This is a genomic window from Bacillus sp. DNRA2 (genome assembly GCF_012843265.1).
Lineage (GTDB): Bacteria > Bacillota > Bacilli > Bacillales > Cytobacillaceae > Bacillus_BU.
Genome location: NZ_JABAIT010000007.1, coordinates 135,066 through 156,443, shown reverse-complemented (window position 1 = coordinate 156,443; position 21,378 = coordinate 135,066). Strand labels below are relative to the sequence as shown.

General features: G+C 38.5%; 23 protein-coding genes. 1 reads left to right on the top strand and 22 read right to left on the bottom strand.

The features are described from left to right. Positions 1-9: 9 nt before the first annotated feature. The 14 genes from HHO41_RS08580 to HHO41_RS08515 form a co-directional block, all read right to left on the bottom strand. On the bottom strand, positions 10-1,200 hold the full coding sequence (locus HHO41_RS08580) for a pyridoxal phosphate-dependent aminotransferase (RefSeq protein WP_169097478.1): 1,191 nt from the start codon (positions 1,198-1,200) through the stop codon (positions 10-12). Between the two features lie 23 nt (positions 1,201-1,223). Then, positions 1,224-1,697 carry a cell wall elongation regulator TseB-like domain-containing protein gene (locus HHO41_RS08575; RefSeq protein WP_169097476.1) on the bottom strand — a complete coding sequence of 158 codons (474 nt, stop codon included), beginning with the start codon at positions 1,695-1,697 and terminating at the stop codon, positions 1,224-1,226. Between the two features lie 189 nt (positions 1,698-1,886). After that, entirely contained in the window at positions 1,887-2,720 is an 834-nt protein-coding gene (locus tag HHO41_RS08570; protein ID WP_169097474.1) for a ComEC/Rec2 family competence protein, read from the bottom strand. Between the two features lie 76 nt (positions 2,721-2,796). Further along, complete coding sequence (gene dinG / locus HHO41_RS08565) at positions 2,797-5,604, bottom strand: ATP-dependent DNA helicase DinG (RefSeq protein WP_169097472.1); 2,808 nt, start codon at positions 5,602-5,604, stop codon at positions 2,797-2,799. Positions 5,605-5,761: 157 nt separating this feature from the next. Next, positions 5,762-6,151 carry an aspartate 1-decarboxylase gene (gene panD / locus HHO41_RS08560; RefSeq protein ID WP_169097470.1) on the bottom strand — a complete coding sequence of 130 codons (390 nt, stop codon included), beginning with the start codon at positions 6,149-6,151 and terminating at the stop codon, positions 5,762-5,764. Positions 6,152-6,181: 30 nt separating this feature from the next. Next, entirely contained in the window at positions 6,182-7,027 is an 846-nt protein-coding gene (panC, locus tag HHO41_RS08555; RefSeq protein ID WP_169097468.1) for a pantoate--beta-alanine ligase, read from the bottom strand. Next, positions 7,027-7,863: a 3-methyl-2-oxobutanoate hydroxymethyltransferase gene (gene panB / locus HHO41_RS08550; protein WP_169097466.1), complete on the bottom strand. Its 837-nt coding sequence runs from the start codon at positions 7,861-7,863 to the stop codon at positions 7,027-7,029. The genes panC and panB overlap by 1 nt, the downstream gene beginning before the upstream one ends. A gap of 235 nt (positions 7,864-8,098) precedes the next feature. Beyond that, the gene (locus HHO41_RS08545; protein ID WP_169097464.1) at positions 8,099-9,085 is read right to left on the bottom strand and encodes a biotin--[acetyl-CoA-carboxylase] ligase; all 987 of its coding nucleotides are present in this window, start codon (positions 9,083-9,085) and stop codon (positions 8,099-8,101) included. Then, the gene (locus HHO41_RS08540; protein WP_169097462.1) at positions 9,070-10,269 is read right to left on the bottom strand and encodes a CCA tRNA nucleotidyltransferase; all 1,200 of its coding nucleotides are present in this window, start codon (positions 10,267-10,269) and stop codon (positions 9,070-9,072) included. The genes HHO41_RS08545 and HHO41_RS08540 overlap by 16 nt, the downstream gene beginning before the upstream one ends. 1 nt (position 10,270) lies before the next feature. Further along, entirely contained in the window at positions 10,271-11,407 is a 1,137-nt protein-coding gene (gene bshA, locus HHO41_RS08535; RefSeq protein WP_169097460.1) for an N-acetyl-alpha-D-glucosaminyl L-malate synthase BshA, read from the bottom strand. Then, positions 11,404-12,150 (bottom strand): bacillithiol biosynthesis deacetylase BshB1, encoded by a 747-nt coding sequence (bshB1, locus tag HHO41_RS08530; protein WP_481747090.1) that lies wholly within the window; start codon positions 12,148-12,150, stop codon positions 11,404-11,406. The genes bshA and bshB1 overlap by 4 nt, the downstream gene beginning before the upstream one ends. Continuing rightward, positions 12,123-12,524 carry a methylglyoxal synthase gene (gene mgsA, locus HHO41_RS08525; protein WP_169097458.1) on the bottom strand — a complete coding sequence of 134 codons (402 nt, stop codon included), beginning with the start codon at positions 12,522-12,524 and terminating at the stop codon, positions 12,123-12,125. Before mgsA ends, bshB1 begins: the two co-directional genes overlap by 28 nt. 22 nt (positions 12,525-12,546) lie before the next feature. Next, positions 12,547-13,347, bottom strand: a complete 801-nt coding sequence (dapB, locus tag HHO41_RS08520; protein ID WP_169097456.1) for a 4-hydroxy-tetrahydrodipicolinate reductase — start codon at positions 13,345-13,347, stop codon at positions 12,547-12,549. Continuing rightward, positions 13,340-13,696, bottom strand: coding sequence for a nucleotide pyrophosphohydrolase (locus HHO41_RS08515; RefSeq protein WP_169097454.1), 357 nt, complete (start codon positions 13,694-13,696; stop codon positions 13,340-13,342). Before HHO41_RS08515 ends, dapB begins: the two co-directional genes overlap by 8 nt. Before the next feature lie 199 nt (positions 13,697-13,895). On the opposite strand from HHO41_RS08515, the gene HHO41_RS08510 reads away from it, so the two are divergent. Then, positions 13,896-14,768, top strand: a complete 873-nt coding sequence (locus HHO41_RS08510) for a YitT family protein (RefSeq protein WP_169097452.1) — start codon at positions 13,896-13,898, stop codon at positions 14,766-14,768. A gap of 46 nt (positions 14,769-14,814) precedes the next feature. On the opposite strand, the gene ypjB is transcribed toward HHO41_RS08510, so the two are convergent. The 8 genes from ypjB to HHO41_RS08470 form a co-directional block, all read right to left on the bottom strand. After that, positions 14,815-15,609: a sporulation protein YpjB gene (gene ypjB / locus HHO41_RS08505; RefSeq protein WP_169097450.1), complete on the bottom strand. Its 795-nt coding sequence runs from the start codon at positions 15,607-15,609 to the stop codon at positions 14,815-14,817. Positions 15,610-15,671: 62 nt separating this feature from the next. Beyond that, entirely contained in the window at positions 15,672-16,268 is a 597-nt protein-coding gene (lhaT, locus tag HHO41_RS08500) for a lipoprotein heptaprenylglyceryl N-acetyltransferase LhaT (protein ID WP_169097448.1), read from the bottom strand. Between the two features lie 159 nt (positions 16,269-16,427). Then, positions 16,428-17,195 carry a menaquinol-cytochrome c reductase cytochrome b/c subunit gene (locus HHO41_RS08495; protein WP_169097446.1) on the bottom strand — a complete coding sequence of 256 codons (768 nt, stop codon included), beginning with the start codon at positions 17,193-17,195 and terminating at the stop codon, positions 16,428-16,430. A 55-nt stretch (positions 17,196-17,250) separates the two neighbouring features. Further along, positions 17,251-17,925: a menaquinol-cytochrome c reductase cytochrome b subunit gene (qcrB, locus tag HHO41_RS08490; RefSeq protein ID WP_169097444.1), complete on the bottom strand. Its 675-nt coding sequence runs from the start codon at positions 17,923-17,925 to the stop codon at positions 17,251-17,253. Between the two features lie 15 nt (positions 17,926-17,940). Continuing rightward, positions 17,941-18,441 (bottom strand): QcrA and Rieske domain-containing protein, encoded by a 501-nt coding sequence (locus HHO41_RS08485; RefSeq protein WP_169097442.1) that lies wholly within the window; start codon positions 18,439-18,441, stop codon positions 17,941-17,943. Between the two features lie 142 nt (positions 18,442-18,583). Then, positions 18,584-19,051, bottom strand: a complete 468-nt coding sequence (locus tag HHO41_RS08480) for a DUF2487 family protein (RefSeq protein ID WP_169097440.1) — start codon at positions 19,049-19,051, stop codon at positions 18,584-18,586. Positions 19,052-19,205: 154 nt separating this feature from the next. Next, positions 19,206-19,751: a ReoY family proteolytic degradation factor gene (locus tag HHO41_RS08475; protein WP_169097437.1), complete on the bottom strand. Its 546-nt coding sequence runs from the start codon at positions 19,749-19,751 to the stop codon at positions 19,206-19,208. Between the two features lie 359 nt (positions 19,752-20,110). After that, positions 20,111-21,373, bottom strand: a complete 1,263-nt coding sequence (locus HHO41_RS08470) for a tetratricopeptide repeat protein (protein ID WP_169097435.1) — start codon at positions 21,371-21,373, stop codon at positions 20,111-20,113. Between the last annotated feature and the right edge of the window lie 5 nt (positions 21,374-21,378).

The window sequence follows — 21,378 nt, the reverse complement described above, 5'->3', positions numbered from 1 at the left end:
AATACTTTATTATTTTATTTTGCTTTCCACAAATTTGTGGATGCGCTCTACAGCTGCTTCTAATAGCTCTAGTGAGGTCGCATAAGATAAGCGGATGTTATCTGGTGCCCCGAAACCGGAACCTGGAATAACAGCAACCAATGCTTCCTCGAGTAAAGCTGTCGAAAAATCGTCAACATTAGCATAACCAGTTAACTCAACAGCCTTCTTCACATTTGGAAATAAATAGAATGCTCCTTGAGGTTTTATACATGTGAAACCAGGAATTTCAATCAATTTAGTATAGATAATATTTAATCGACTCTCAAATGCTTGTCTCATTTCTTCAACAGCATCCTGGGAACCTGCGTATGCTGCGATTGCACCATATTGCGCTGTTGTCGTCGGGTTGGATGTTGAATGACTTGCTAGGTTAGTCATTGCCGCAATCAACTCTTTATTACCTGCAGCATAACCAATGCGCCAACCAGTCATTGAATGTGACTTAGACACACCATTGATGATAATCGTCTGCTCTTTAAGCTCTGGTGAAAGCTCGGCAATTGATACATGCTTATCATTCCCGTATACAAGCTTTTCATAAATTTCATCAGATACGATTAAGATGTTTTCATTCAAGCAGACTTCACCAAGTGCCAACAATTCTTGTTCACTGTATAGCATCCCAGTAGGGTTACTTGGAGAATTAATAATAACAGCCTTTGTTTTGTCTGTAATGACTTGTTTTAACTGGTCAGGAGTGATTTTGTAGTCATTTTCCTCTAAACCTTCAACATAGACAGGTACGCCTCCAGCTAATTTCACTTGCTCGGGATAACTTACCCAATATGGTGTAGGGATGACAACCTCATCACCATCGTTTAATAACACTTGGAAAAGTGTATAAAGTACATGTTTAGCACCACTGCCAACGATAATTTGGTTAGCTGTATAATCGATACCTTGATCTTGTTTAAACTTTTTAATGATTTCATTTTTTAAAGCTGGCAAACCTGCAGCTGGTGTATATTTTGTTTGACCTTCATTCATTGACTGAACAGCCGCATCAATAATGTGCTGCGGGGTATTAAAATCTGGCTCTCCTGCGCCTAATCCAATCACATCTAATCCTTGTGATTTTAGTTCTTTTGCTTTAGCAGTAATAGCAAGAGTCGTTGATGGTGTTAATGATTTGACCCTATTTGCTAATTGTAGCTCCATTCTCCTAGCACTCCTTTTTATTCTTACATGTTCTCGATTTTTCGCAGCCATTCACCTGTCTCAAAATCCACATAGTAATAATTTATCAGATTATTACGAGAAATGTAATATATTTCCCAACATTGTCGTTTTTTTATCATTGCTAATTTGACCGAAATGATTTCCTTTGGGTCTTTTTCTTGCAATAATTTATTAACGGCTTGCTGTTGGGTTATTCCTTCTTTTGCTTTCTTAACAACCACATCATTATTTTTTGCGGAGATCCAGGCGATGACATCTTGATTTTTACTGTCCTTCGCACGTAATATATAATACGTTTCGTTTCCGTTGTAAATTTGGACGTCAGTTATTTTTGATAGCTTGACTTCTTTCTTTGCTGCACCAATCGCCTTTTCTTCAGCTGTTCCCAATGGCTTTACCGACCGTAAATACACAAATGAGAAAAAGGCAATCACAAATAAAATGATTCCAATCCCTGTAAAAATCCATTTTTTCATCTTTATCACTTCTCTATGTACAATATATAATTTTTGGCAATTATAGACCCGTTCATTTTGGGTAACATAATGTTAAGATACTCACCTATTATAGCAGTCAGTGACCACTCTAGTATATTTTTTGAACAAATTTACGATAAATTTTTTCTAGCCTACACACGCATTTTGCTGCGCAAAACATTCGCGCAGCTATTTTTTTTCATCTGTGATTTTCAGAATTTCATAATTATTCTCAGTAAATTTTACCGTTATTGCTCCCTTATCATGATTATGAAAGACTCTAACCCAGGAATGATGAAGTTGCTCAAGCAAATCATTATTTATTTCTCCACGATTTTCTGGGAAAAAGAAAGCCATTTGTGGATCGAGCTTCTTCATTATTTCATCAGAAACAAACTCTTCTGATAATCTGCCAGGGAGCTTCACAATTGTAGTTGGAGTCGCTTCTCCTTCTGGAAGGTATGTTTTCGGATCAAGATTTGATTGATTTAACCAGAGAATTCGCTGGTTGAGAAAAGTAATCACAAGATCCATTCCTTCATTGTCCTGTATTACCTTTACCACCACACCTGGAAGAACCTCCCATTGTTCTCCTGTATTTAATGCCTGAACATTCATTGCTTGGTCTGTTACATCCGCATGTTGGAGCGCTTGTGCCACACTTCTCCCACTGATTAAAGATCGCACTGAAAATTGCTCAATCATCCAATTGAGATTTTTCACACAGCAGTCTTTATCACTTGTTAATAGTACTGTATCAATTTGTTTAACATGATACAGATTTAGCAAATTGATTAATTCCTGCTTTGTATCTCGGCCACCTGAATTGATTAAAACACTTTTGCCGTTTGGATGCTGGATTAACGCAGCTTCACCATCTGATAATGAGAAAAAAGTCATCGCTAATTCAGTCTTTTTTAAATTTAAATCAATGCTGTTAATCTCAACCGGATTAGACGGTGATTCCAACGGGGTATAGTACCAATGCGTAAAAAATAGGAACGGCACGAGTAGCCACTTCATTTGTTTTCCTCCAAAAGTAACGTTAGCTATATCGTGTGTCATTCACGAGATATTATTACCAGTCGATACTAAAAATTTACAACCAACTTTTAACCGCTTTAACCATTTCATTGAGTGAGTATTTTCTCATGGTTACGTTAGGAATCGATTGTAAAAACGCTCTTCCATATTTCGTTGTAACAATTCGCCGATCAAACACAATAATGACACCCCTGTCAGTAGAGGTTCTAATTAATCTTCCAAAACCTTGTTTAAAACGAATGACGGCTTCAGGTAAGCTATAGTCTGAAAAAGGATTGCCACCTAATTGCTTAATTATTTCACTTTTAGCCTCCGTTATTGGCTCGTCTGGTGGTGAAAAAGGGAGCCTAACAATAATTAAGCACGAGAGGTCTTCACCTGGGATATCTATCCCTTCCCAAAAACTGCTAGTACCTAATAAAATCGCTTTTTCAAATCGTTGAAAATTTCGGGTTAATCGCGAACGACTGCCACTTGTAATACCTTGAGCCATAATCGCAAAATCTGATAAAAACCCACTCTCACGAAGTAAATCATAGGTCCGTTTCAGCATATCATGAGCAGTAAACAGGATTAACATCCGTCCCTTTGTAGCCTCAGCTATCGATATGATATGCTCGGTTATCCCGACTACGTAATCCTGCTGGGAAACCACATTGATTTCTGGTAAGTCCTCTGGAATGATTAATTGAACTTGTGTTTCATAATCAAAAGGCGAAGGGATCAATCGATATAAACATTTTTCCTGCTTAATCCCAAGTTCTCTCACAATATAATCAAACTTATTTTTTACCGTTAATGTTGCCGAGGTAACAATGACTGATTTCTTTTTAGCAAAAAAATGTTGTTGCAAATAATCACCAACATTGACCGGAAAAGCATAAATGGTAGTTGAATTTTGAACGGAACGCATGTCGAGTTCTACCCAACGCACATGACTTTGAGTCGGTGAGAAAAAGACAGCTTTAATTACTTCACGAAACTCCGTAAGTTGGAGAATAAGTGTTGCAATTTCTTCCAACAATTGTTTTTGCTCAGTTGAAAAGCTTTTTGCCATAAGTTGAAAGGTCGCAATCGATTCTGAAAAATATTCAATTACATCTTTTAATAAAAATGAAAATCGCTCAGCTTCTGTCAGGAGCGCACTCCATTCCTTTCCGTCTTCATCTGCTTTTATTCTAATTGAGACTCGACTAGAAGCGGATTTTTGTTGCCTCTGTTTAGATTTAACAAAAATCGCAACAATTTTAAAAAACTCATCCATTACATAGATAAGCTCACCCATTAGCGAGTTGATTTCAATGGAATGTCGTTTCGGAGTTGCCTTATGCGCGTGAAGAAGCTGATCAAAGCGATATAGTAACTGCTTTTGTTCGAGGGTGCCGATTTGACTAAATAATAACCGACTGGATAAATAATCAATTGAGACACCAAAATGTTTCCCAGCAGCCTTTTCAAAATGATGCCCCTCATCAATTATGGCAAAATCGTAATCTGGCAATAAAGCCTTTTCAGCAACAAGGTCAGCAAGGAGAAGTGCATGGTTCGTAATAATTAAGTTTGCAGCAAGAGCTTCATCCTTTGCCTTTTGATAAAAATCGTATGCCTGCCAGTGCTTGTCACTAAGAAACAAGTCATAATCATTTCTTATTTTATTCCAAAAAATATGTCCGCCACTTGACAGGTTCAATTCATCAACATCACCCGAATCGGTCTCTGTTAGCCAAACCAAAATTTGCATCTTGGTTAACAGTGTATCGTAATTATCTTCCACCTCTTTGAGGGATTTCTCGAATTTCGCCAAACTAAGATAATGACTGCGCCCCTTTAATATGCATGACTTAATGGTATTCGGATAAATGTTATTTAATAGCGGAATATCCTTCGTGATAAGCTGATGCTGCAATTGTGTTGAAAGGGTGCTAATAATGATTTTGCTAGTTGTTTCATAAGAATAGATTGCCGCTGGAATTAAATAGGCAAGCGATTTCCCTACTCCTGTCCCTGCTTCTATCACAGCATGCTTTTCAGATGTCAATGCTTCATATACTGTGTCCATCATCATAAATTGACCCAAACGTTTTTCATAAGCAGGAAATGTGTTTTTTAACAGCTCTTCTTTCTCCGTTTCAGTAACAGGATAAACTAGTCCTATTGGCTGTCCTTGTTCAGTTTTATATCTCAGATGATCAGATTTTTTAATTGCAAGCCCACGAACGATATCAAGCTGTGGAGAAATATACTCTAATGATTGCTGCTTTTTCGTGATGATTTCTTCAATTAATAATTGAATATCACTTTTTAATCCTCCTGACAACTTTGATAGTTGCCTTAAGGTCACAAGTGGTAAAGCTTTTAAGCGTTCCAAGAGCTTGAGAAAAAGCTCTGCAGTCACATAAGCATCGCTATCAGCCTGATGGGGTCTGTCATGCTCTAGACCTTCTGACCTCGCTAAATCGCCTAGCTTATAACTATCAGCTGTTGGGTACAAGATACGAGCAAGTTCAACTGTGTCAAGCACTGGACCATAGAACCCCTTACAACCAACCTCTAACAGCTCATCCTGTAGAAAAGATAAATCGAATAAAACATTATGGGCAACAAAATATCCATCATCTAAAATATCCGTTACTTTTGCGGCTATTTCACTAAATAGCGGAGCATTGACAACCATACTGTCATTCAATCCCGTTAACTCCTCGATAAATACTGGAATATTTTGTTGTGGATTAATCAGGGATGAATACTGCTCTGTAATTTTCCCATCTTCAATGACAACCGCTGCAAATTGAATGATTTTATCGCCACGTTTTGGTGAATTTCCGGTTGTTTCTAAATCCACCACAACATACTTATTAACCATGTCCTACACCTCAACCCTTCATTCAAAACCAACGGTATCATACTTATGGAAAAATCAAAAGCGCATCTTTTAACTTTTTTCCACAAACTACTCTCCCTTAAACAGCAAAAACACAGATAATTAGAAAACACAATAAAAAACCCCCAGGTTATGGGGGTTACACGTTCATAACTGTAGCTTCTGGTTCCGCATTAATCATTTCAACAATTTGATTGTATTCATTCATAATCGCAACTTTAGGCTTATGATCTTTCACTTTTTCTTCTGAAACTAATACATAAGAGATAATGATAACAACATCGCCCTCATGAACAAGACGAGCGGCGGCACCATTTAAGCAAACCACTCCACTCCCTCTTTTTCCTGGAATGATATACGTTTCAAAACGTGCGCCATTGTTATTATTAACGATTGCAACCTTTTCATTTGGAAGCATACCAACCGCGTCTAAAATATCCTCATCTATCGTAATACTGCCAACATAATTTAAATTCGCTTCGGTCACTCGGGCACGATGGATTTTCCCGTTCATCATTGTGCGAAACATAATTTTCCCCCTATTTAGGCTCTGAAAGCCCTATAATTGAATGATAAGATTATCGATTAGTCTAACTTTGCTAAATCGGACAGCGACAGCAATAATAATTTTCCCAGTCACTTGTTCAATTTCTTTTAGCTCAGGATATGAATAGATTTCAATGTAATCGATGATTCCTTCTGTATGTTCATTTATATGAGTCTCAACAATCTTCACAAGCTTTGCTGAATTTGTTTCACCAGCCTGAATGGCTTGGTCCGCTAATTTTAATCCTTGATAAATAGCTGGAGCCTGATTTTGTTCTTCTGGTGATAAATTCACATTTCGAGAACTTTTTGCTAAGCCATCCTCTTCGCGAACAGTTGGAACCGGAACAATTTCTAGTGGAATATTAAAGTCGTTTACTAAGCCGTATACTACCGCAACCTGCTGTGCATCCTTCATTCCAAAATACACACGATTAGGTTGGACAATATTAAACAGCTTTGATAGAACAGTTGCAACCCCATCAAAATGTCCTGGTCGAGATTTACCGCAAAGTACTTCTGTCCGATCTTGAACAACAGCAATTACAGACGGCTGTTGTGGATACATCTCCTCGGCGGTTGGATGGAAAATATAATCGACACCGTGGTTTTTAGCCACTTGTTGATCCCGCTCAAAATCGCGCGGATAAGAGGCAAAGTCCTCTTTTGGACCAAATTGGAGTGGATTGACGAAAATACTCAATACCACCACATCGTTTTCTTTTCTTGCATTGTCCATCAACGACGCATGCCCTTCATGCAAATAACCCATTGTTGGTACAAATCCAACTGTTTTTCCAGCCGCTTTCTCCTTAAGTAACTCAGCGCGTAGCTCGGATATTTTTGTAAAAGCCTTCATTATTTGCCTCCATATAACCCGACTAGTTCCTCTTCTTTCATCGTGAAGCTGTGCTTCTCGGTAGGGAACAAGCCTATTTTAACTTCGGTAACATATGAATTAATTCCGAGTGTAATTAATTCATTGCTATCAGCATATTGTTTAACAAATTTTGGTGCACGGTCCACACCGAAATTAACTACATCATGAAAAACTAGCACTTGTCCATCACAGTCAATTCCTGCTCCAATTCCTATTGTTGGAATCGTTAACCGCTGTTGGATTTCCCTTGCTAGTTGCTTAGGAACACATTCCAGTACGACAGCAAATGCACCTGCTTCCTGACATTTAACCGCATCCTCAATCAGTTTTTGGGCCTGTTTCGCGTCTTTACCTTGGACTTTATAACCTCCAAGCACCCCAACTGATTGTGGCGTTAAACCGAGGTGGGCAACGACAGGAATTCCAGCGTTTGTGAGAGCTTGAATACCTTCAAGCACAAACTCGTCTGCTCCTTCGATTTTAACGGCATGAGCACCAGTTTCTTGGATAAGCCTAGCTCCGTTTACCAAGGTGTCTTTCCGTGAGAGGTGATAGCTCATAAAAGGCATGTCCACTACAATAAAAGTGTCTCCTGCGCCTCTTTTAACTGCTTTTGTATGATGAATCATATCTTCCATCGTTACAGGAATAGTAGAATCATAGCCTAATACTACCATTCCGAGGGAATCCCCAACGAGGATCATGTCGACGCCTGCTTTTTCGGCAAGCTTTGCTTGCGGGTAGTCGTAGGCTGTTAGCATGACAATCTTTTCATTTGTTGCTTTCATTTTCAAAAAATCAGTCGTTTGCTTCATCATCTTTCCTCCGTTTCATAGGAAAGAGGAGACAAAACAATAAAAAAATCCTTCTAATGGCAGAAGGATTTGAATTGGCATGTATTGTTTGTTTTATCCCTCTGTCCTGGTCCGTATTATGGATCTAGGCAGATATCCATTATTAATTTAATATATTATTTTTAATAGGTGCAGTTCTTTCGATACTGCCCAAAAAGATTATATCAAAAGTATATTGGTCTTGGCTACAAATTTCTCAATTTTCTGAGATATCTATATCTGCCGAGTAAACATGATGTATTTTACCAGTCTCATCTTCAATTAGCAAGACCCCGTCTTCAGTAATTCCTAACGCCTTACCTCGAATATTTTCATTAATCGTTCTAGCGACAATCATCTTTCCAATACTAATGGCATAGCTTTCCCAAAGTAATTTAATTGGAGTAAAGCCTTGCTCTAAGTAAAGCAAATAAAGTTTTTCAAAATTACTTAAAATGCTACGAATGATTTGTGCTCTTGAAACTTTCTCGCCTGATTCAATCATAAGTGAAGTGGCAATATTGCGAAGATCTTCAGGATAATCCTCGAGCTTTTGGTTTACATTGATCCCGACACCGATAATAATCGCAAAGATTTGATCAGCCTCAGCCTGAAGTTCAGTTAGGATTCCAGTTACCTTTTTTCCATGAAGTAGAATATCATTTGGCCATTTAATTGCAGGTGCTAATTTCGTTACCTCTTCGATGGCTTTTACTACTGCTACAGCAGTAATTAACGTCAATTGCGGTGCCTTTTGCAAGGGAATATTGGGTCGCAATATCATACTCATCCAAACACCGGTATATTTTGGAGAATGCCAAACTCGATTCATCCTGCCGCGGCCAGATAATTGCTCTTCTGCAATAACCACCGTTCCTTCAGGAGCATTTTCATAGGATAGGGTTTTGGCAATTTTTTGCGTTGATTCCACGCTGTCTTGATAATGGATGTTTTGCCCAAGAAAATCCGTCGTTAATCCTAGACGGACCTCATCGGCAGAAATTTGTTCAGGTGTTTTAATAATGCGATATCCTTTTCTTTGAATCGCTTCTAATTCAAAGCCATGTTTTCGCAGTTCTTCAATATGCTTCCAAACTGCTGTTCTCGAACAGCCAATCAGGTCCGCTAAATATTGACCTGATAAATAATCTCCATTTGCTGCAGTAAAAGCATCAATCAGCTTTTTTCTTACTTCGGATTGCACGATTTCACCCACTCCCTTATTTTTTCACACTCATTTTCTAATTGTCCATCAAGAATATTATTTTCAATTATGGTCAACGTTTCCTTTATCCATGGTCCTGGGGCCCTGTTCAATAACTTCATTAAGTCAGTTCCCGTCAGTTTAAGATCCTGTTTTGATTTAATTGGCAGTTGATGATATTGTTTGATTAATGACGGAATGCCGTCAGCCGGTTCATTACCCCTTAACACATTCACTAGTCTCTGGGCATGAACAATCATTTCAACTCCAGCCTCATACATAGCCTGAAGCGTCCAAGGTTTTAACAGTCGAAAGTTTAGCCAGTGAACAATTCCTTTAATTTCACGAATTTTTTTCACCGGTAATTTCCAGCTTCGTAAAAAATTCTCCAGTTTATCCGCCCTTACTTCAATTAAATAAACAAGTAAGCCCCACATTTCTTCTACTGAAAGATCTCTTGTTTTAAATTGAACAACTTCATCAATATGTTTTTGATATAAACGTAATTCAGGCAAGTGTTGCACCAAATTTGTACTGCACAGTAATCGAATGGCTTCATTACGACTCTTCCCGTTCAAAAGCTTTTCAAACTCGACGAGCTTTCTTTCAACAGCAATGTGCGAAAGTAAATGCCCCATATTTTTCAAAGCTTCTAAACAATCATCATCTAAGCTAAACGAAAGCTGACTTACAAAGCGAATCGCTCGCATCATTCTTAATGCATCCTCTGAAAATCGAGCTTGCGCACTTCCAACTGTGATGATTTTTTTGTCTAGTAAAGCTTGCCTTCCGCAAAAAGGATCGATGATTTCACCGTCTTTATTCATGGCTATCGCATTCATTGTAAAATCACGCCGCTGTAAATCCTCGGTAAGCGACCTGATAAACTTTACTTCATCAGGTCTCCGAAAATCACGATAGCTCGTCTCAGCACGAAAGGTTGTAATTTCATAGCTGTTTCCTTGATAGAGCACAAGTACAGTACCGTGTTCAATTCCAACATCAACCGTGTATGGAAAAATCTCCATAATCTCCACTGGTGTGGCAGAAGTGGCAATGTCCACATCAGAAATTGATCGCCCTAAAAGTTGGTCTCTGACTGCACCACCAACAAAATAGGCTTCAAAGCCGGCTTCTTCAATTTTAGTTAATATTGGTAGGGCATTTATAAATAAAGGATTCACATTATTCACCAGACTCTAACAAACTATAATAAATGTCTTCATATTGCGATACAATTTGGTCTGCTGCAAACTTCATTTTGGCTGTATTCATCGCATTGATAGAAAATTTATGATGGAGCTCATCATCAGAGAGAAGCTCAAGTGCCTTTTTTGCAATGTCAGCAATATCGCCTAATTCACAGACAAAACCATTCTCACCAGCGATGATTACCTCTGGTATCCCACCTACATTCGTACCAATGCAAGGCACTCCACAGGCCATTGCTTCTAATGCTACTAAACCGAAGCTTTCCTTTTCAGACAATAACAACATTAAATCACTAATAGAATAGAGCTCTTCCAAATTTTCTTGCTTTCCTAAAAAACAAACCTTATCGCGAAGCCCTAAAGCACAGACAAGTTTTGAAACAATCGACATTTCTGGTCCATCACCAACTAATAATAGCCTTGCAGGTAGCTCTCTTGCAATCTTGGCAAATGTTTTCACTACATCTTCTACGCGCTTAACCGGCCGGAAATTTGAAACGTGAATCACGATTTTCTCGTCATCACGAATATTAAATTCCTCTCGTAAGTGATAAGCGTCGGTCTTTTGATACACCCTTGTGTCGATAAAATTATACACTGTATGAATCGATTGATCCGGATGTAATAATTCATTCGTCTGAGTAATAAGCGCATTCGATACTGCTGTTACATAATCAGATTTCTCAATACCAAATCGGATTGCCTCTGAAAGTGAAGGATCATTCCCAAGGACCGTAATATCCGTCCCATGTAAAGTCGTGACAACCTTTAAATCTCTGCCGCTCATCTGCTTCGCTAGTATTGCACACACTGCATGTGGAATTGCATAATGCACATGTAACAGGTCAAGTTCCTCCATATTAGCTACTTCAGCCATTTTACTAGCTAAAGCGATATCATATGGTGGATATTGAAATACGGAATACTGATTCACTTCAACCTGATGGTATGAAATATTATGATACATTTTTTTCAAACGAAACGGTAAGCTCGATGAAATAAAGTGAATGGTATGTCCACGTTCAGCTAATAGTTTCCCTAATTCTGTTGCTACAACACCCGAACCTCCGATGGTCGGGTAACAAGTTATACCAATCTTTAATTTTTTCATTCATGTTCCCCTAACAAGTCGTTATCAACAAGGATTGGTCGTTTCACCTTAAAACCTTCTGCATATTGAATTCCCACTTCTTTACCAAACAGCCTTTCCCGCGCTTCAACTGATTCTATATAGCCATTAACAAGTGGTGTATCTATTGAGTTAGCGCCTCGTTCAAACTGGCTTTGATAAGCTTCGAGTGAGGCTCGCTTTTTATCAAAGTAAGCAGAAATATCTATGACAAAGTCCGGTTTATGGAACCCATTTATCATATAAAAATATAAATTATCAGGTTTGTGTGCTGGATAAGCACTTTCGGGAAAGTAGTTTTTTATTCCCGCTGAAAAAACCGCCTCGTCAACAAGGCGGGCACAATTCCCATGATCAGGATGACGATCTTCAAAATAGGGTGCAAACACTAGCTTTGGTCGATAGCGCCGAATTATTTCGACCACTTCTTTCATCGTTTCATCATTTAGATAAATGCCCCTGTCTGGAATATCCAATGTCATTCTTACCTTGACACCTAGCGATTCTGCAGCAGCCTGCGCTTCTTGTTTACGCCGGTCTACCGTTCCATTTGAAGAAAGCTCTGCCTTCGTGAGATCACAAATACCAATTTTCTTTCCCATTGCAGCATACTTGGCTATCGTCCCTGCCATTCCGATTTCTACATCATCAGCATGGGCACCGATGGCCAAAATATCTAGTTGAATGTTTTCTCCGTTCATGACTGGTTGACTATTTTTCTCCATTCTATATCGCCCCGCTCTAATCCCTTAATTAACACCTCAGCAGTGCCCATATTAGTAGCAAGAGGTACCGCATATACATCACAAAGTCGGACTAAAGCCGTAACATCAGGTTCATGTGGCTGTGCAGTCAGTGGATCCCTGAAAAAGAAAACTATGTCCATTTTGTTTTTTGCAATTAATGCGCCAACCTCTTGATCACCTCCAAGTGGTCCAGATTGAAATCTTTCCACTTTTAGACCAGTCGCCTCCATCACTCTTAGTCCAGTCGTTCCTGTTCCAAATAAAGTATGCTTCTCAAAAATAGCTTCATAGGCGATCACAAATCTGACAAGATCATCTTTTTTCTTATCGTGTGCGATTAAGGCAATATTCATTACATATTTCCCCATTCTTTATTTATTCAATGATGTTTTCTAGTCCATAAACTAACGTCTCAAGATTGATTACTGTATCAACCGCTAGCTTCACACCTGACATAAACGATGCACGATTATATGAATCGTGGCGAATTGTTAACGTTTGACCTTCTGAACCAAATAAAACCTGTTGATGAGCTATTAGCCCTGGTAAACGGACTGAATGGATATGCATTCCGTCAAAGTTAGCACCTCGAGCTCCTTGAATGGTTTCTTTTTCGTTTGGATGGCCCTGCTGTTTTTGTTGTCTTACCTCGCTAATCATTTGTGCTGTTTTTACGGCAGTACCAGATGGGGCGTCCAACTTCTGGTCATGATGAAGCTCAATGATTTCAATATCTTGAAAATATTTTGCAGCAAGCTTGGAAAATTTCATCATTAATACAGCGCCAACTGCAAAGTTTGGTGCGATAATGCAGCCTAACTCTTTTTCCTTACAAAGCGCCTCCAACTCTGTTAAATCATCATTCGTAAATCCTGTTGTCCCAACAACTGGTCTAACACCATATTGAAGCGCTGTCTTTGTGTGATACATACCAACCTCTGGTGTTGTTAAATCAATTAATACATCTGGCTTATGTATTTGAAAGCATTGCTCGATATTATCATAGATTGGTGTTTCTAATCCGTTAAATCCTTCTATGTCACGAAGAGTCTTACCGTTATGCTTATGGTCAATAACTGCCACTAAATCAAAATATTCGGTGTTCGTTACAAGTTGAACTGCCTCTCTTCCCATACGGCCCCGTGGCCCTGCAACAACAATCTTAACATTACTCATTTCCCTTGTTCTCCTCTTCCTTATGTATAATTGTCCAACGATTTTTATCGCGGGTATTAAACTTATTCATAACCAAATTATGAGCCTCTTCTAAATCAATATTTAGTGAATTCGCAAAGCAAATTAAAACGAACAGCATGTCTCCTAATTCTTCTTTAATTTCCTTTTCCTCTTCAGATGCCTTTTTTGGTTTTTCTCCATAATAATGGTTGACTTCTCTTGCCAGCTCTCCCAACTCTTCTGATAACCTGGCTAACATAGCAAGCGGGCTAAAATAACCCTCTTTAAACTGACTTATATAGGCATCGACTTCTTCTTGAAGCTGTTTTATTGTTTTATCATTCTGCATTCGTCAAAAATCCCCCTATATCATATCGGAAAATATTGTATCAAACTTAATGTTAGCTAAAACTCAACGCTTTTACAAATTTTATTTTCTCATAAAAAGTGAGCTTTATAAAATGAAATGGTAGTATAACTGTGGGATATTATATTTTTATAATGAAAATAATTTTCTAAGATAAAAATACAATGAAGGAGGAATTCAAATGATTCTGGGGTTAAAGCTTAGAAATATTTTATTTATTATCTTTGGTGCGGCTATCTACTCTTTTGGAATTGTTCATTTCAACATGCAAAATAACCTTGCTGAGGGCGGTTTCACCGGAATTACTTTAATGCTATATTTTATCTTGAAATGGGACCCATCTTACACGAACCTAATCTTAAATGTCCCGTTATTTTTTCTAGGTTGGAAACTACTAGGCCGTTCGACATTATATTACACAATCATTGGTACGTTAGCTGTTTCAGTATTCTTATGGATTTTCCAGCGCTATCAAATCCAAATGCCGTTAAAAGATGATTTAACACTGGCTTCCCTTTTTGCAGGAGTATCAATTGGAGCGGGCTTGGGTATCATTTTTCGCTATGGGGGGACAACAGGTGGTGTCGATATCATCGCACGGCTTGTTTATAAATTCATAGGCTGGAGTATGGGTAAAACGATGTTTCTCTTTGATGCTGGGGTCATCTGCCTATCATTACTTACATATTTAAAATATAAGGAAGCGATGTATACATTAGTTGTCGTATTCGTCGGGGCAAAGGTGATTGATTTTATGCAGGAAGGAGCGTATTCAGCAAGAGGGGCGATGATTATCTCCGATTTAAACAGTCAAATAGCTGATAAGATAATGGAAGAAATGGGCAGGGGAGTAACCGTCCTCCATGGACACGGTTCATTTACAAAAAATCAACGAGAAGTACTTTATTGTGTCGTGGGCAAAAATGAAATAGTTCGCTTAAAGAACCTGATTACCTTAGTAGATCCACATGCTTTTGTATCAGTCAGTGTCGTCCATGATGTGCTTGGCGAAGGCTTCACCTTGGATGAAAACAAAATGCCAATCGAGCACTAATTGAATAACATAAAAACCTGCAGACCATACTGCAGGTTTATTTTGATTATTCCTTAAGCTTGGTCGGTCGATTTCGTTCTTGTTCACGGTCGCCCTTGTATTTTCGCCAACCAACATAAGATAATGTAAGAATGATGATACTTCCGGTCGAAATCATCACCCACCAAAGACTTGGATCTGCTTCATCTTCAGTCATCCCATCAAAAATCGATTGCAAATCCTTTCCAACTGCCTCTAGCTCCTGTTGATTCTGGGCATTAGAAAGAACTTTAGGACGATAATGGTCAATATAGCTTACTTTTGCATCTAAACTTTGAATTTGCTCTTTAGGTATATCTATTTTTAAACTTGGATATATAACGTTATAAAGTGCAAGGAAATGATTGAAATTTTCATGGAAGTTTTCGTTATTACCACTGTGAGCTGCTTCCTTAGCATTTTTAAACACAGTCATAATAGGCTCTTCCATCTCAGTCCATAACGGTTGTTGTCCTGTTGAAATAGCATCTAATACCAACCTAAATGTCGTAACCCGATTCATTATTTCATCATGAGGAATATCTTTATTCTTTGTTGCCTCAAGCGCATCTCGATAAGCAATAGATAATATCCGTAATTGATCTTTTGAAAATAATTTGTCTTTCTCAACACTTGATAAGTATTGATCAGAAAAATAAATGAGTAACTTTTCAGCATCTTCGTAACGGTATAATTTTACCATTTGCAATGCTTCATCAGTAATATTATCGAATGAAGCGTTTGTCGAGGTTGGTTCGGCATACGCTGATAAATTTAACGTTAAAAAAAAAGCTATCAACACAATGAGTACATTCGCTTTCATCCAAGTCCCCCCTCAAACTACTAGTAATATGTATGAGAAGAAGGACAAGGTTAGAACATCATTTAACTTTTCAGTTCCAATTTGAAATGACCCTTTCTTAAGCACAGAAAATAGGCAAGACCAATTGATAAAATACTTAACCAGAACGTAAAATATCCTATTTCAGGCATATACTCATCCAACGTATGATAACGTGGCATCATTTTAAATACGTAATCTATGATTTCATTATGAATAACCCATATTCCAGTCACAACTAAATGCCAAGCCTTTAAACGATAAAATGGAGCGTATAATACACCTTGGACGGCCATTGCAAGATGTGAAAACATCAACATGTATCCAACGCCATCCAAATGACCATTCATGATTCCGACCAACAAATTCATTACGACCGCCCAAACTCCATATTTAACCAAAGTTACAATCGCAAGTGCTTCGAATAATGGCCAATTTTTTTGTAATAAAAAGGCAATTAACACAAACACAAAAAACAAACTGGCTGTTGGACTATCTGGGACAAACGGCAAGAAAATAGTTGGTGTGTCAGCTAGTTGCCAACCATACCATATGTATCCGTAAATTGTTCCCATTATATTAATGACTAACAGCAACCACAAGATTTTCCGATTTGCTAATATTGCGTAAATCGTTCCCATTTTCGCACCACCTCTCTACTTCATTTATAGTATTGCCTACTTATCATACTATTCCGCATAAAAAAAGGACAAGCATCTTTTGGCCGTTAAGCAAAAGCGTGACTTGTCCATACATTTTAGCGTTAAAAAAGCTGACGGATAAACCGTCAGCTTTATCTATTATTTGCTTTTTATGCCAGAAATAAATTCAGAAAGAACCTTAAGCTCTTCGTCTGTTCCTTTAAACATGCCAGGAGGCATTGTGTTTTGACCATTTTTAGCAATATCTGCAATTTTATCTGGTGCTAAACCATTATCAATTAAGGTTTTTGCAGCGGCTCCACCAGCCATGTTATCGCCGTGACAGCTTACACAGCCTTTGTCTTGATAAATCTTATAGCCATCAGATTCTTTATCGAAATCAGCTTCTGCAACAATTTCCCCTTGCGCTTTCGCTGCTTCCCAGTCATGAGTAGCAACTGATTCCCAAGTCAAATAGAAAATTGATGCTATTGCAAGTAGCATAAAGCCTGTTGCTAAAGGACGTTTAGACGGACGACGTTCTGGTCCACGATCGATAAATGGAGCAAGCAGTAAGCCCCCGAATGCTAAACCAGGAATAACCATTGCTCCGATCATAGTATATGGTCCTGAAGCATAAGAGTATTTTAATAATTGATACAAGAATAAGAAATACCAGTCTGGTAAAGGAATATATCCAGCATCTGTTGGATCTGCAATCCGTTCAAGCGGTGAAGGATGAGCAATTGTTAAACATAAATATCCAACTAAGAAAACCGCACCTACCATCCATTCTTTTAATAGAAAGTTAGGCCAAAACGCTTCCGTTTTACCAGGGTATTCCGAATAATCTTTCGGAATATTAGGTTTACGTTCAGTAGAGACACGAGAGTCACCTACGAATTTCATACCTTTGCCACGATGCATTGTGCAATCCCCCTCCTTTAACCCTATGATTAAAGCCGTATAAATAACTTATTTTTTATAGTGGACCTGAGATACCTTGCTTACGAATCATCATAAAGTGTGCAGCCATTAACCCGAATAATGCAGCTGGTAAGAAGAATACGTGAATCGCAAAGAATCGTGTTAATGTTTGAGCACCAACAATATCTGGGTGCCCTGACATTAATGTCTTAATATAAGGCCCGATTAATGGAATTGAATCCATGATTTGTAGTGTTACCTTTGTCGCAAATAGCGCTTTCATATCCCATGGTAGTAGGTAGCCTGTTAAACCTAATCCAAGCATAACGAAGAAAATTAATACCCCTACAATCCAGTTCAATTCACGCGGTTTTTTATAAGCTCCTTGGAAAAACACACGAAGAGTATGTAAAAACATCATTACAATAACTAAACTAGCGCCCCAGTGGTGCATTCCGCGGACAATTTGTCCAAAAGCAACTTCATTTTGTAAGTAATAAACTGATTCCCATGCATTTTTAATATCTGGAACATAGTACATGGTTAAGAACATTCCAGAAAGAATTTGGATAACTGTAATAAAGAACGTTAGACCACCGAAACAGTAAACAAACGCTGAAAAATGGTGCGCAGGGTTTACATGCTCTGGTACTTCATGGTCTGCAATATCGCGCCACAAAGGCGTAATGTCTAAACGTTCATCTACCCAATCGTAAATTTTGTTTAACATTGATTACGCCTCCTTTTAGGCTCTTGGTTTGGCTTTTCCTAAGTGTAGGAAGCCGTCTTTTTCTTTAAATGGGTATACATCAAGCGGTGCCATTGGCGGAGTTCCTGGTACGTTTGTACCATCCTTCTCATAGCGTCCCATGTGACATGGACAGAAGAACTGATTTTTATGCGCCTTATCTGTGTTCCAGTCTACTGTACAACCTAAATGCTTACATACTGGTGAAAGTGCGACAATTTCCCCTTTGTCATCCTTGTACACCCAAGCCGTATTCGTTACATCTGATTCGTACCAAGCATCCTTTTGTTTAAAAGTAAAGTCGACACGAACTGGCTCTGTTGTTAGGTCTGCAACTTTTTGTTTAGTAGCGATAAAATCTCCGCCAGCTTTTGCAGCTAACACTGGATCAACAGCAAAACGCACCATAGGCATTAACATCCCCGCTGCCATAAATCCTCCTACGCCTGTAAGAGTATAGTTCAAGAATTGACGTCTTGAAACTCGATTTTTGCTCATGCTTTTCCCCCCCCCTTGTTACAATGATAAGTTCACGAGATTAATTAAATCAAAATATAAAACTAGGACATAACCATATTATATCAATCTTGTGACAAAATCAACAGCATACTTGGCGGAATCTGTCTAACTTTCAAAATATTTATTTATTTTCGCTCCATTTTTCAGTAAACAACATTAGCAATTGTTTTACCTGACTTTCAACCACCGACAACTTTTGCGCATCTTGCATCGTTTCCATGGGGATTGCTGGAAGCCAAATCAGTGAACCTTTCAAATGAGTTTCAATCGATTTCCAAAATAAATCAGAGGTTATGTAAAATATATGGCTAAATCCATTTTCCAATAAGGCTGTCTCCCATGCTCCGACATCATCTTTCAACTTTTCCTGCTCCCATTCCTTTAAATAAGCATAGCCGGGAAATAACATAATTCTCCCCTTAAACTGTCGCTCTAGTTGACCTGAAAGTAAGGAAATAAATTCACTCATACTGGCTGCTTGTCCCATTTCACTATCATTCATGGTTACCGGTAATAGTGGAATCACCGCAGTATCAACATATTCCTTTGCCTTTTGAAAAATTTCGACATCTTGTGGATTCCATTTCACTAATAAATTCCTCCTGTTCCTTTATTAGAAAAACATTATAAAAGAAAATGCTTCTCCGAGATTTTTGAGTTTTTAGCTAACAATTTGACATAAATGGTAACACTTCATTTATACGGTAAACAAAACAGCTTGCTTTTGCAAGCAAGCTGTTTCATCAACTCTTATTTAAATTCCTTAACTCTTCCGTTAGCGATTGAAATGTACTTTGGTCATGCTTATCAAGTGCAGTATCAATTAATTGAAGCAGCTTTTCTTCACGGAATCGTTTAATGCTTTCCTCCAAGAAACGCTCTGCTAGGAGTCGATCTGATTCACTAACTTGCGGATTTCTTGGCATAAATGGATTATCTTCCTGAACCGCGGCATATTGATGGACTTGGTTGGAAGCATGAAAGTTCAGTTGAATGTAAATCTCTTCATCCCGATTTAAGCGGATATCGTGAAATGATTTTTCCGCATCGGTTGTCATCACATTTTCTTTATAAAATCGGAAAGGTACTTCATCCACACAATGCGACGACATAATGAGACCTCGAGGACAGAATTGTGCTTGGTCTACAAAATGAACTTTCTCCATCAGTTGGTCATGACTCATGAGGTAATTCAAAATCCACACACATTCTCTTCTTTTTAGCTGATAATGGTTTAAAAACCAACGAATAAAATCCTTCTTCTCGTTGACAGATACAGGGGTCGTCATCTTTGCTTCCCTCCTCTGTTAATTCACCATATTTTTTTAATGAGGCTCTGTTTAATAAAGTTTGTTGATAACCGTTCCAGGCGCTTCGCTTTCCGTGGGGTGGGCGGTGAGCGGTGTCTAGCTCCAGCGGCTAGGGGCTCGGGGTCACAAGCCAATCAGTCCAGAAGGTCAAAGAACGACCTTCTTGCCTGCTCGTCTTGTGCCTGTCGCCCCTGAGCAAGCCGCTTCCGCTTTTCCTTCTCCTCGGTGCTTTTGCGCCTGTGGGGTCTCACCTGTCCCACTGCTCCCACAGGAGTCTTCGCGCCTTCCACTCCTATCAACAAAAACATGAAGTATTAACATTGCCTATTACTAATATCCTATAAGTTCGTAAAACGCTCGATTAGCTCGAGATACTCTGTGTTGGTTGGATCAAATTTAAGTAATTCACTAAAAATTTCGACAGCCTTAGCACTTTTTCCTTCCTCAATTAAAAAATATCCATAATCCTTCAAAAATTCTTTGTCTTCCTTAAAATAAGTATATGCAAGTTGATATTTGTTTAATGCGTCAGGATACTGTTCAAGATGTTGATAAGCTACCGCTTCATCCCAAAGGAGCTGTGGCTCCACCTCGTGATTCGCTTCGGTCACACTCGCCAATTCCAATACTTCCTCAAAGCGTTCTTCAATCAATAACAACTTGTTTAAGGTTAGCACAGCCTCGGTAAAACCCGGGTCAAGAGCAATGGCATTGCGAATAAGTTCCTCAGCTTCTGTTTGTTCATCCAACTTAAGTGCAAGTTTTCCGCCAAAATAAAATAAATCTTTATTATATTCATCCACTCTTAATCCCTGCTTTATGGCCTCAAAGCTCTTATTAAGCTCACCTTCACGTTCATATGCCTTTGCAAGCATTAAATACAACGAATGATACTCTGGGTCAAGACCCCTGAGTTGCTCAAATTTTTCAATCGCCAGTTTATTTGAATCTGCCTGATAAGCGGTTAAAGCAAAGCCAAATAACGTATTTATTTCAAGCTTATCATGAAGTGCAAGTTCGTAATGAGGGATTGCCTCTTCAAATAGACCAATAGCACTAAGCATTTCGGCCAAGCGCTGATGGATCTGGATTCCGGCAATCTCTTTGGTACCACGTGCCGACACTCGTTCATAGGCCTCGATTGCATCAGTAAACTTGCCAAGCTCCCCGTATAACTCTGCAAGGGCAAAATCAATAATTTCTTCCTCAGGTAACAAGTTCTTTGCAGTTAATAATTTTTGCTCACTTACTTCAAATAAACCGTTCATTTGATATAAATCTGCTAATAATAAAAGCGCCTGCGGATAGGCGTCGTCATCCACATCAATCTTTTCAAGTAAAAGCATCGCTTCTTCTTCCTGACCAGTTTCAATGTGAATTTCCGCCAATTCAATCAATAGCTCACCTTCATCAGGATAACTTTCAAGCAGATTTAGATACAGTCCTGCTGACTCCTCTAAAAAGCCTAGACGATTTAGCTCTTCTGCCAAATCATATTTCTCTTCTGGAGTCCCGTTTTTCAAAATACTTCCATACTTCTCAATGGCTTCAGATTGTTGACCGTTTTCTAATAGAGAGATGATTTTATTTACTGTGTCCATGGAAT

Bases quoted from the DNA above. Each gene is read 5' to 3' on its own strand.
- HHO41_RS08485 (WP_169097442.1), bottom strand. From the start codon at position 18,441: ATGAGCAAAAATCGAGTTTCAAGACGTCAATTCTTGAACTATACTCTT.
- mgsA (WP_169097458.1), bottom strand. From the start codon at position 12,524: ATGAATATTGCCTTAATCGCACACGATAAGAAAAAAGATGATCTTGTC.
- panB (WP_169097466.1), bottom strand. From the start codon at position 7,863: ATGAAGCAAACGACTGATTTTTTGAAAATGAAAGCAACAAATGAAAAG.
- dapB (WP_169097456.1), bottom strand. From the start codon at position 13,347: ATGAGTAATGTTAAGATTGTTGTTGCAGGGCCACGGGGCCGTATGGGA.
- HHO41_RS08570 (WP_169097474.1), bottom strand. From the start codon at position 2,720: ATGAAGTGGCTACTCGTGCCGTTCCTATTTTTTACGCATTGGTACTAT.
- lhaT (WP_169097448.1), bottom strand. From the start codon at position 16,268: ATGGGAACGATTTACGCAATATTAGCAAATCGGAAAATCTTGTGGTTG.
- HHO41_RS08470 (WP_169097435.1), bottom strand. From the start codon at position 21,373: ATGGACACAGTAAATAAAATCATCTCTCTATTAGAAAACGGTCAACAA.
- qcrB (WP_169097444.1), bottom strand. From the start codon at position 17,925: ATGTTAAACAAAATTTACGATTGGGTAGATGAACGTTTAGACATTACG.
- HHO41_RS08495 (WP_169097446.1), bottom strand. From the start codon at position 17,195: ATGCATCGTGGCAAAGGTATGAAATTCGTAGGTGACTCTCGTGTCTCT.
- ypjB (WP_169097450.1), bottom strand. From the start codon at position 15,609: ATGAAAGCGAATGTACTCATTGTGTTGATAGCTTTTTTTTTAACGTTA.
- HHO41_RS08580 (WP_169097478.1), bottom strand. From the start codon at position 1,200: ATGGAGCTACAATTAGCAAATAGGGTCAAATCATTAACACCATCAACG.
- bshA (WP_169097460.1), bottom strand. From the start codon at position 11,407: ATGAAAAAATTAAAGATTGGTATAACTTGTTACCCGACCATCGGAGGT.
- HHO41_RS08510 (WP_169097452.1), top strand. From the start codon at position 13,896: ATGATTCTGGGGTTAAAGCTTAGAAATATTTTATTTATTATCTTTGGT.
- HHO41_RS08475 (WP_169097437.1), bottom strand. From the start codon at position 19,751: ATGACGACCCCTGTATCTGTCAACGAGAAGAAGGATTTTATTCGTTGG.
- panD (WP_169097470.1), bottom strand. From the start codon at position 6,151: ATGTTTCGCACAATGATGAACGGGAAAATCCATCGTGCCCGAGTGACC.
- bshB1 (WP_481747090.1), bottom strand. From the start codon at position 12,150: ATGGAGAAAAATAGTCAACCAGTCATGAACGGAGAAAACATTCAACTA.
- dinG (WP_169097472.1), bottom strand. From the start codon at position 5,604: ATGGTTAATAAGTATGTTGTGGTGGATTTAGAAACAACCGGAAATTCA.
- panC (WP_169097468.1), bottom strand. From the start codon at position 7,027: ATGAAGGCTTTTACAAAAATATCCGAGCTACGCGCTGAGTTACTTAAG.
- HHO41_RS08575 (WP_169097476.1), bottom strand. From the start codon at position 1,697: ATGAAAAAATGGATTTTTACAGGGATTGGAATCATTTTATTTGTGATT.
- HHO41_RS08515 (WP_169097454.1), bottom strand. From the start codon at position 13,696: ATGCAGAATGATAAAACAATAAAACAGCTTCAAGAAGAAGTCGATGCC.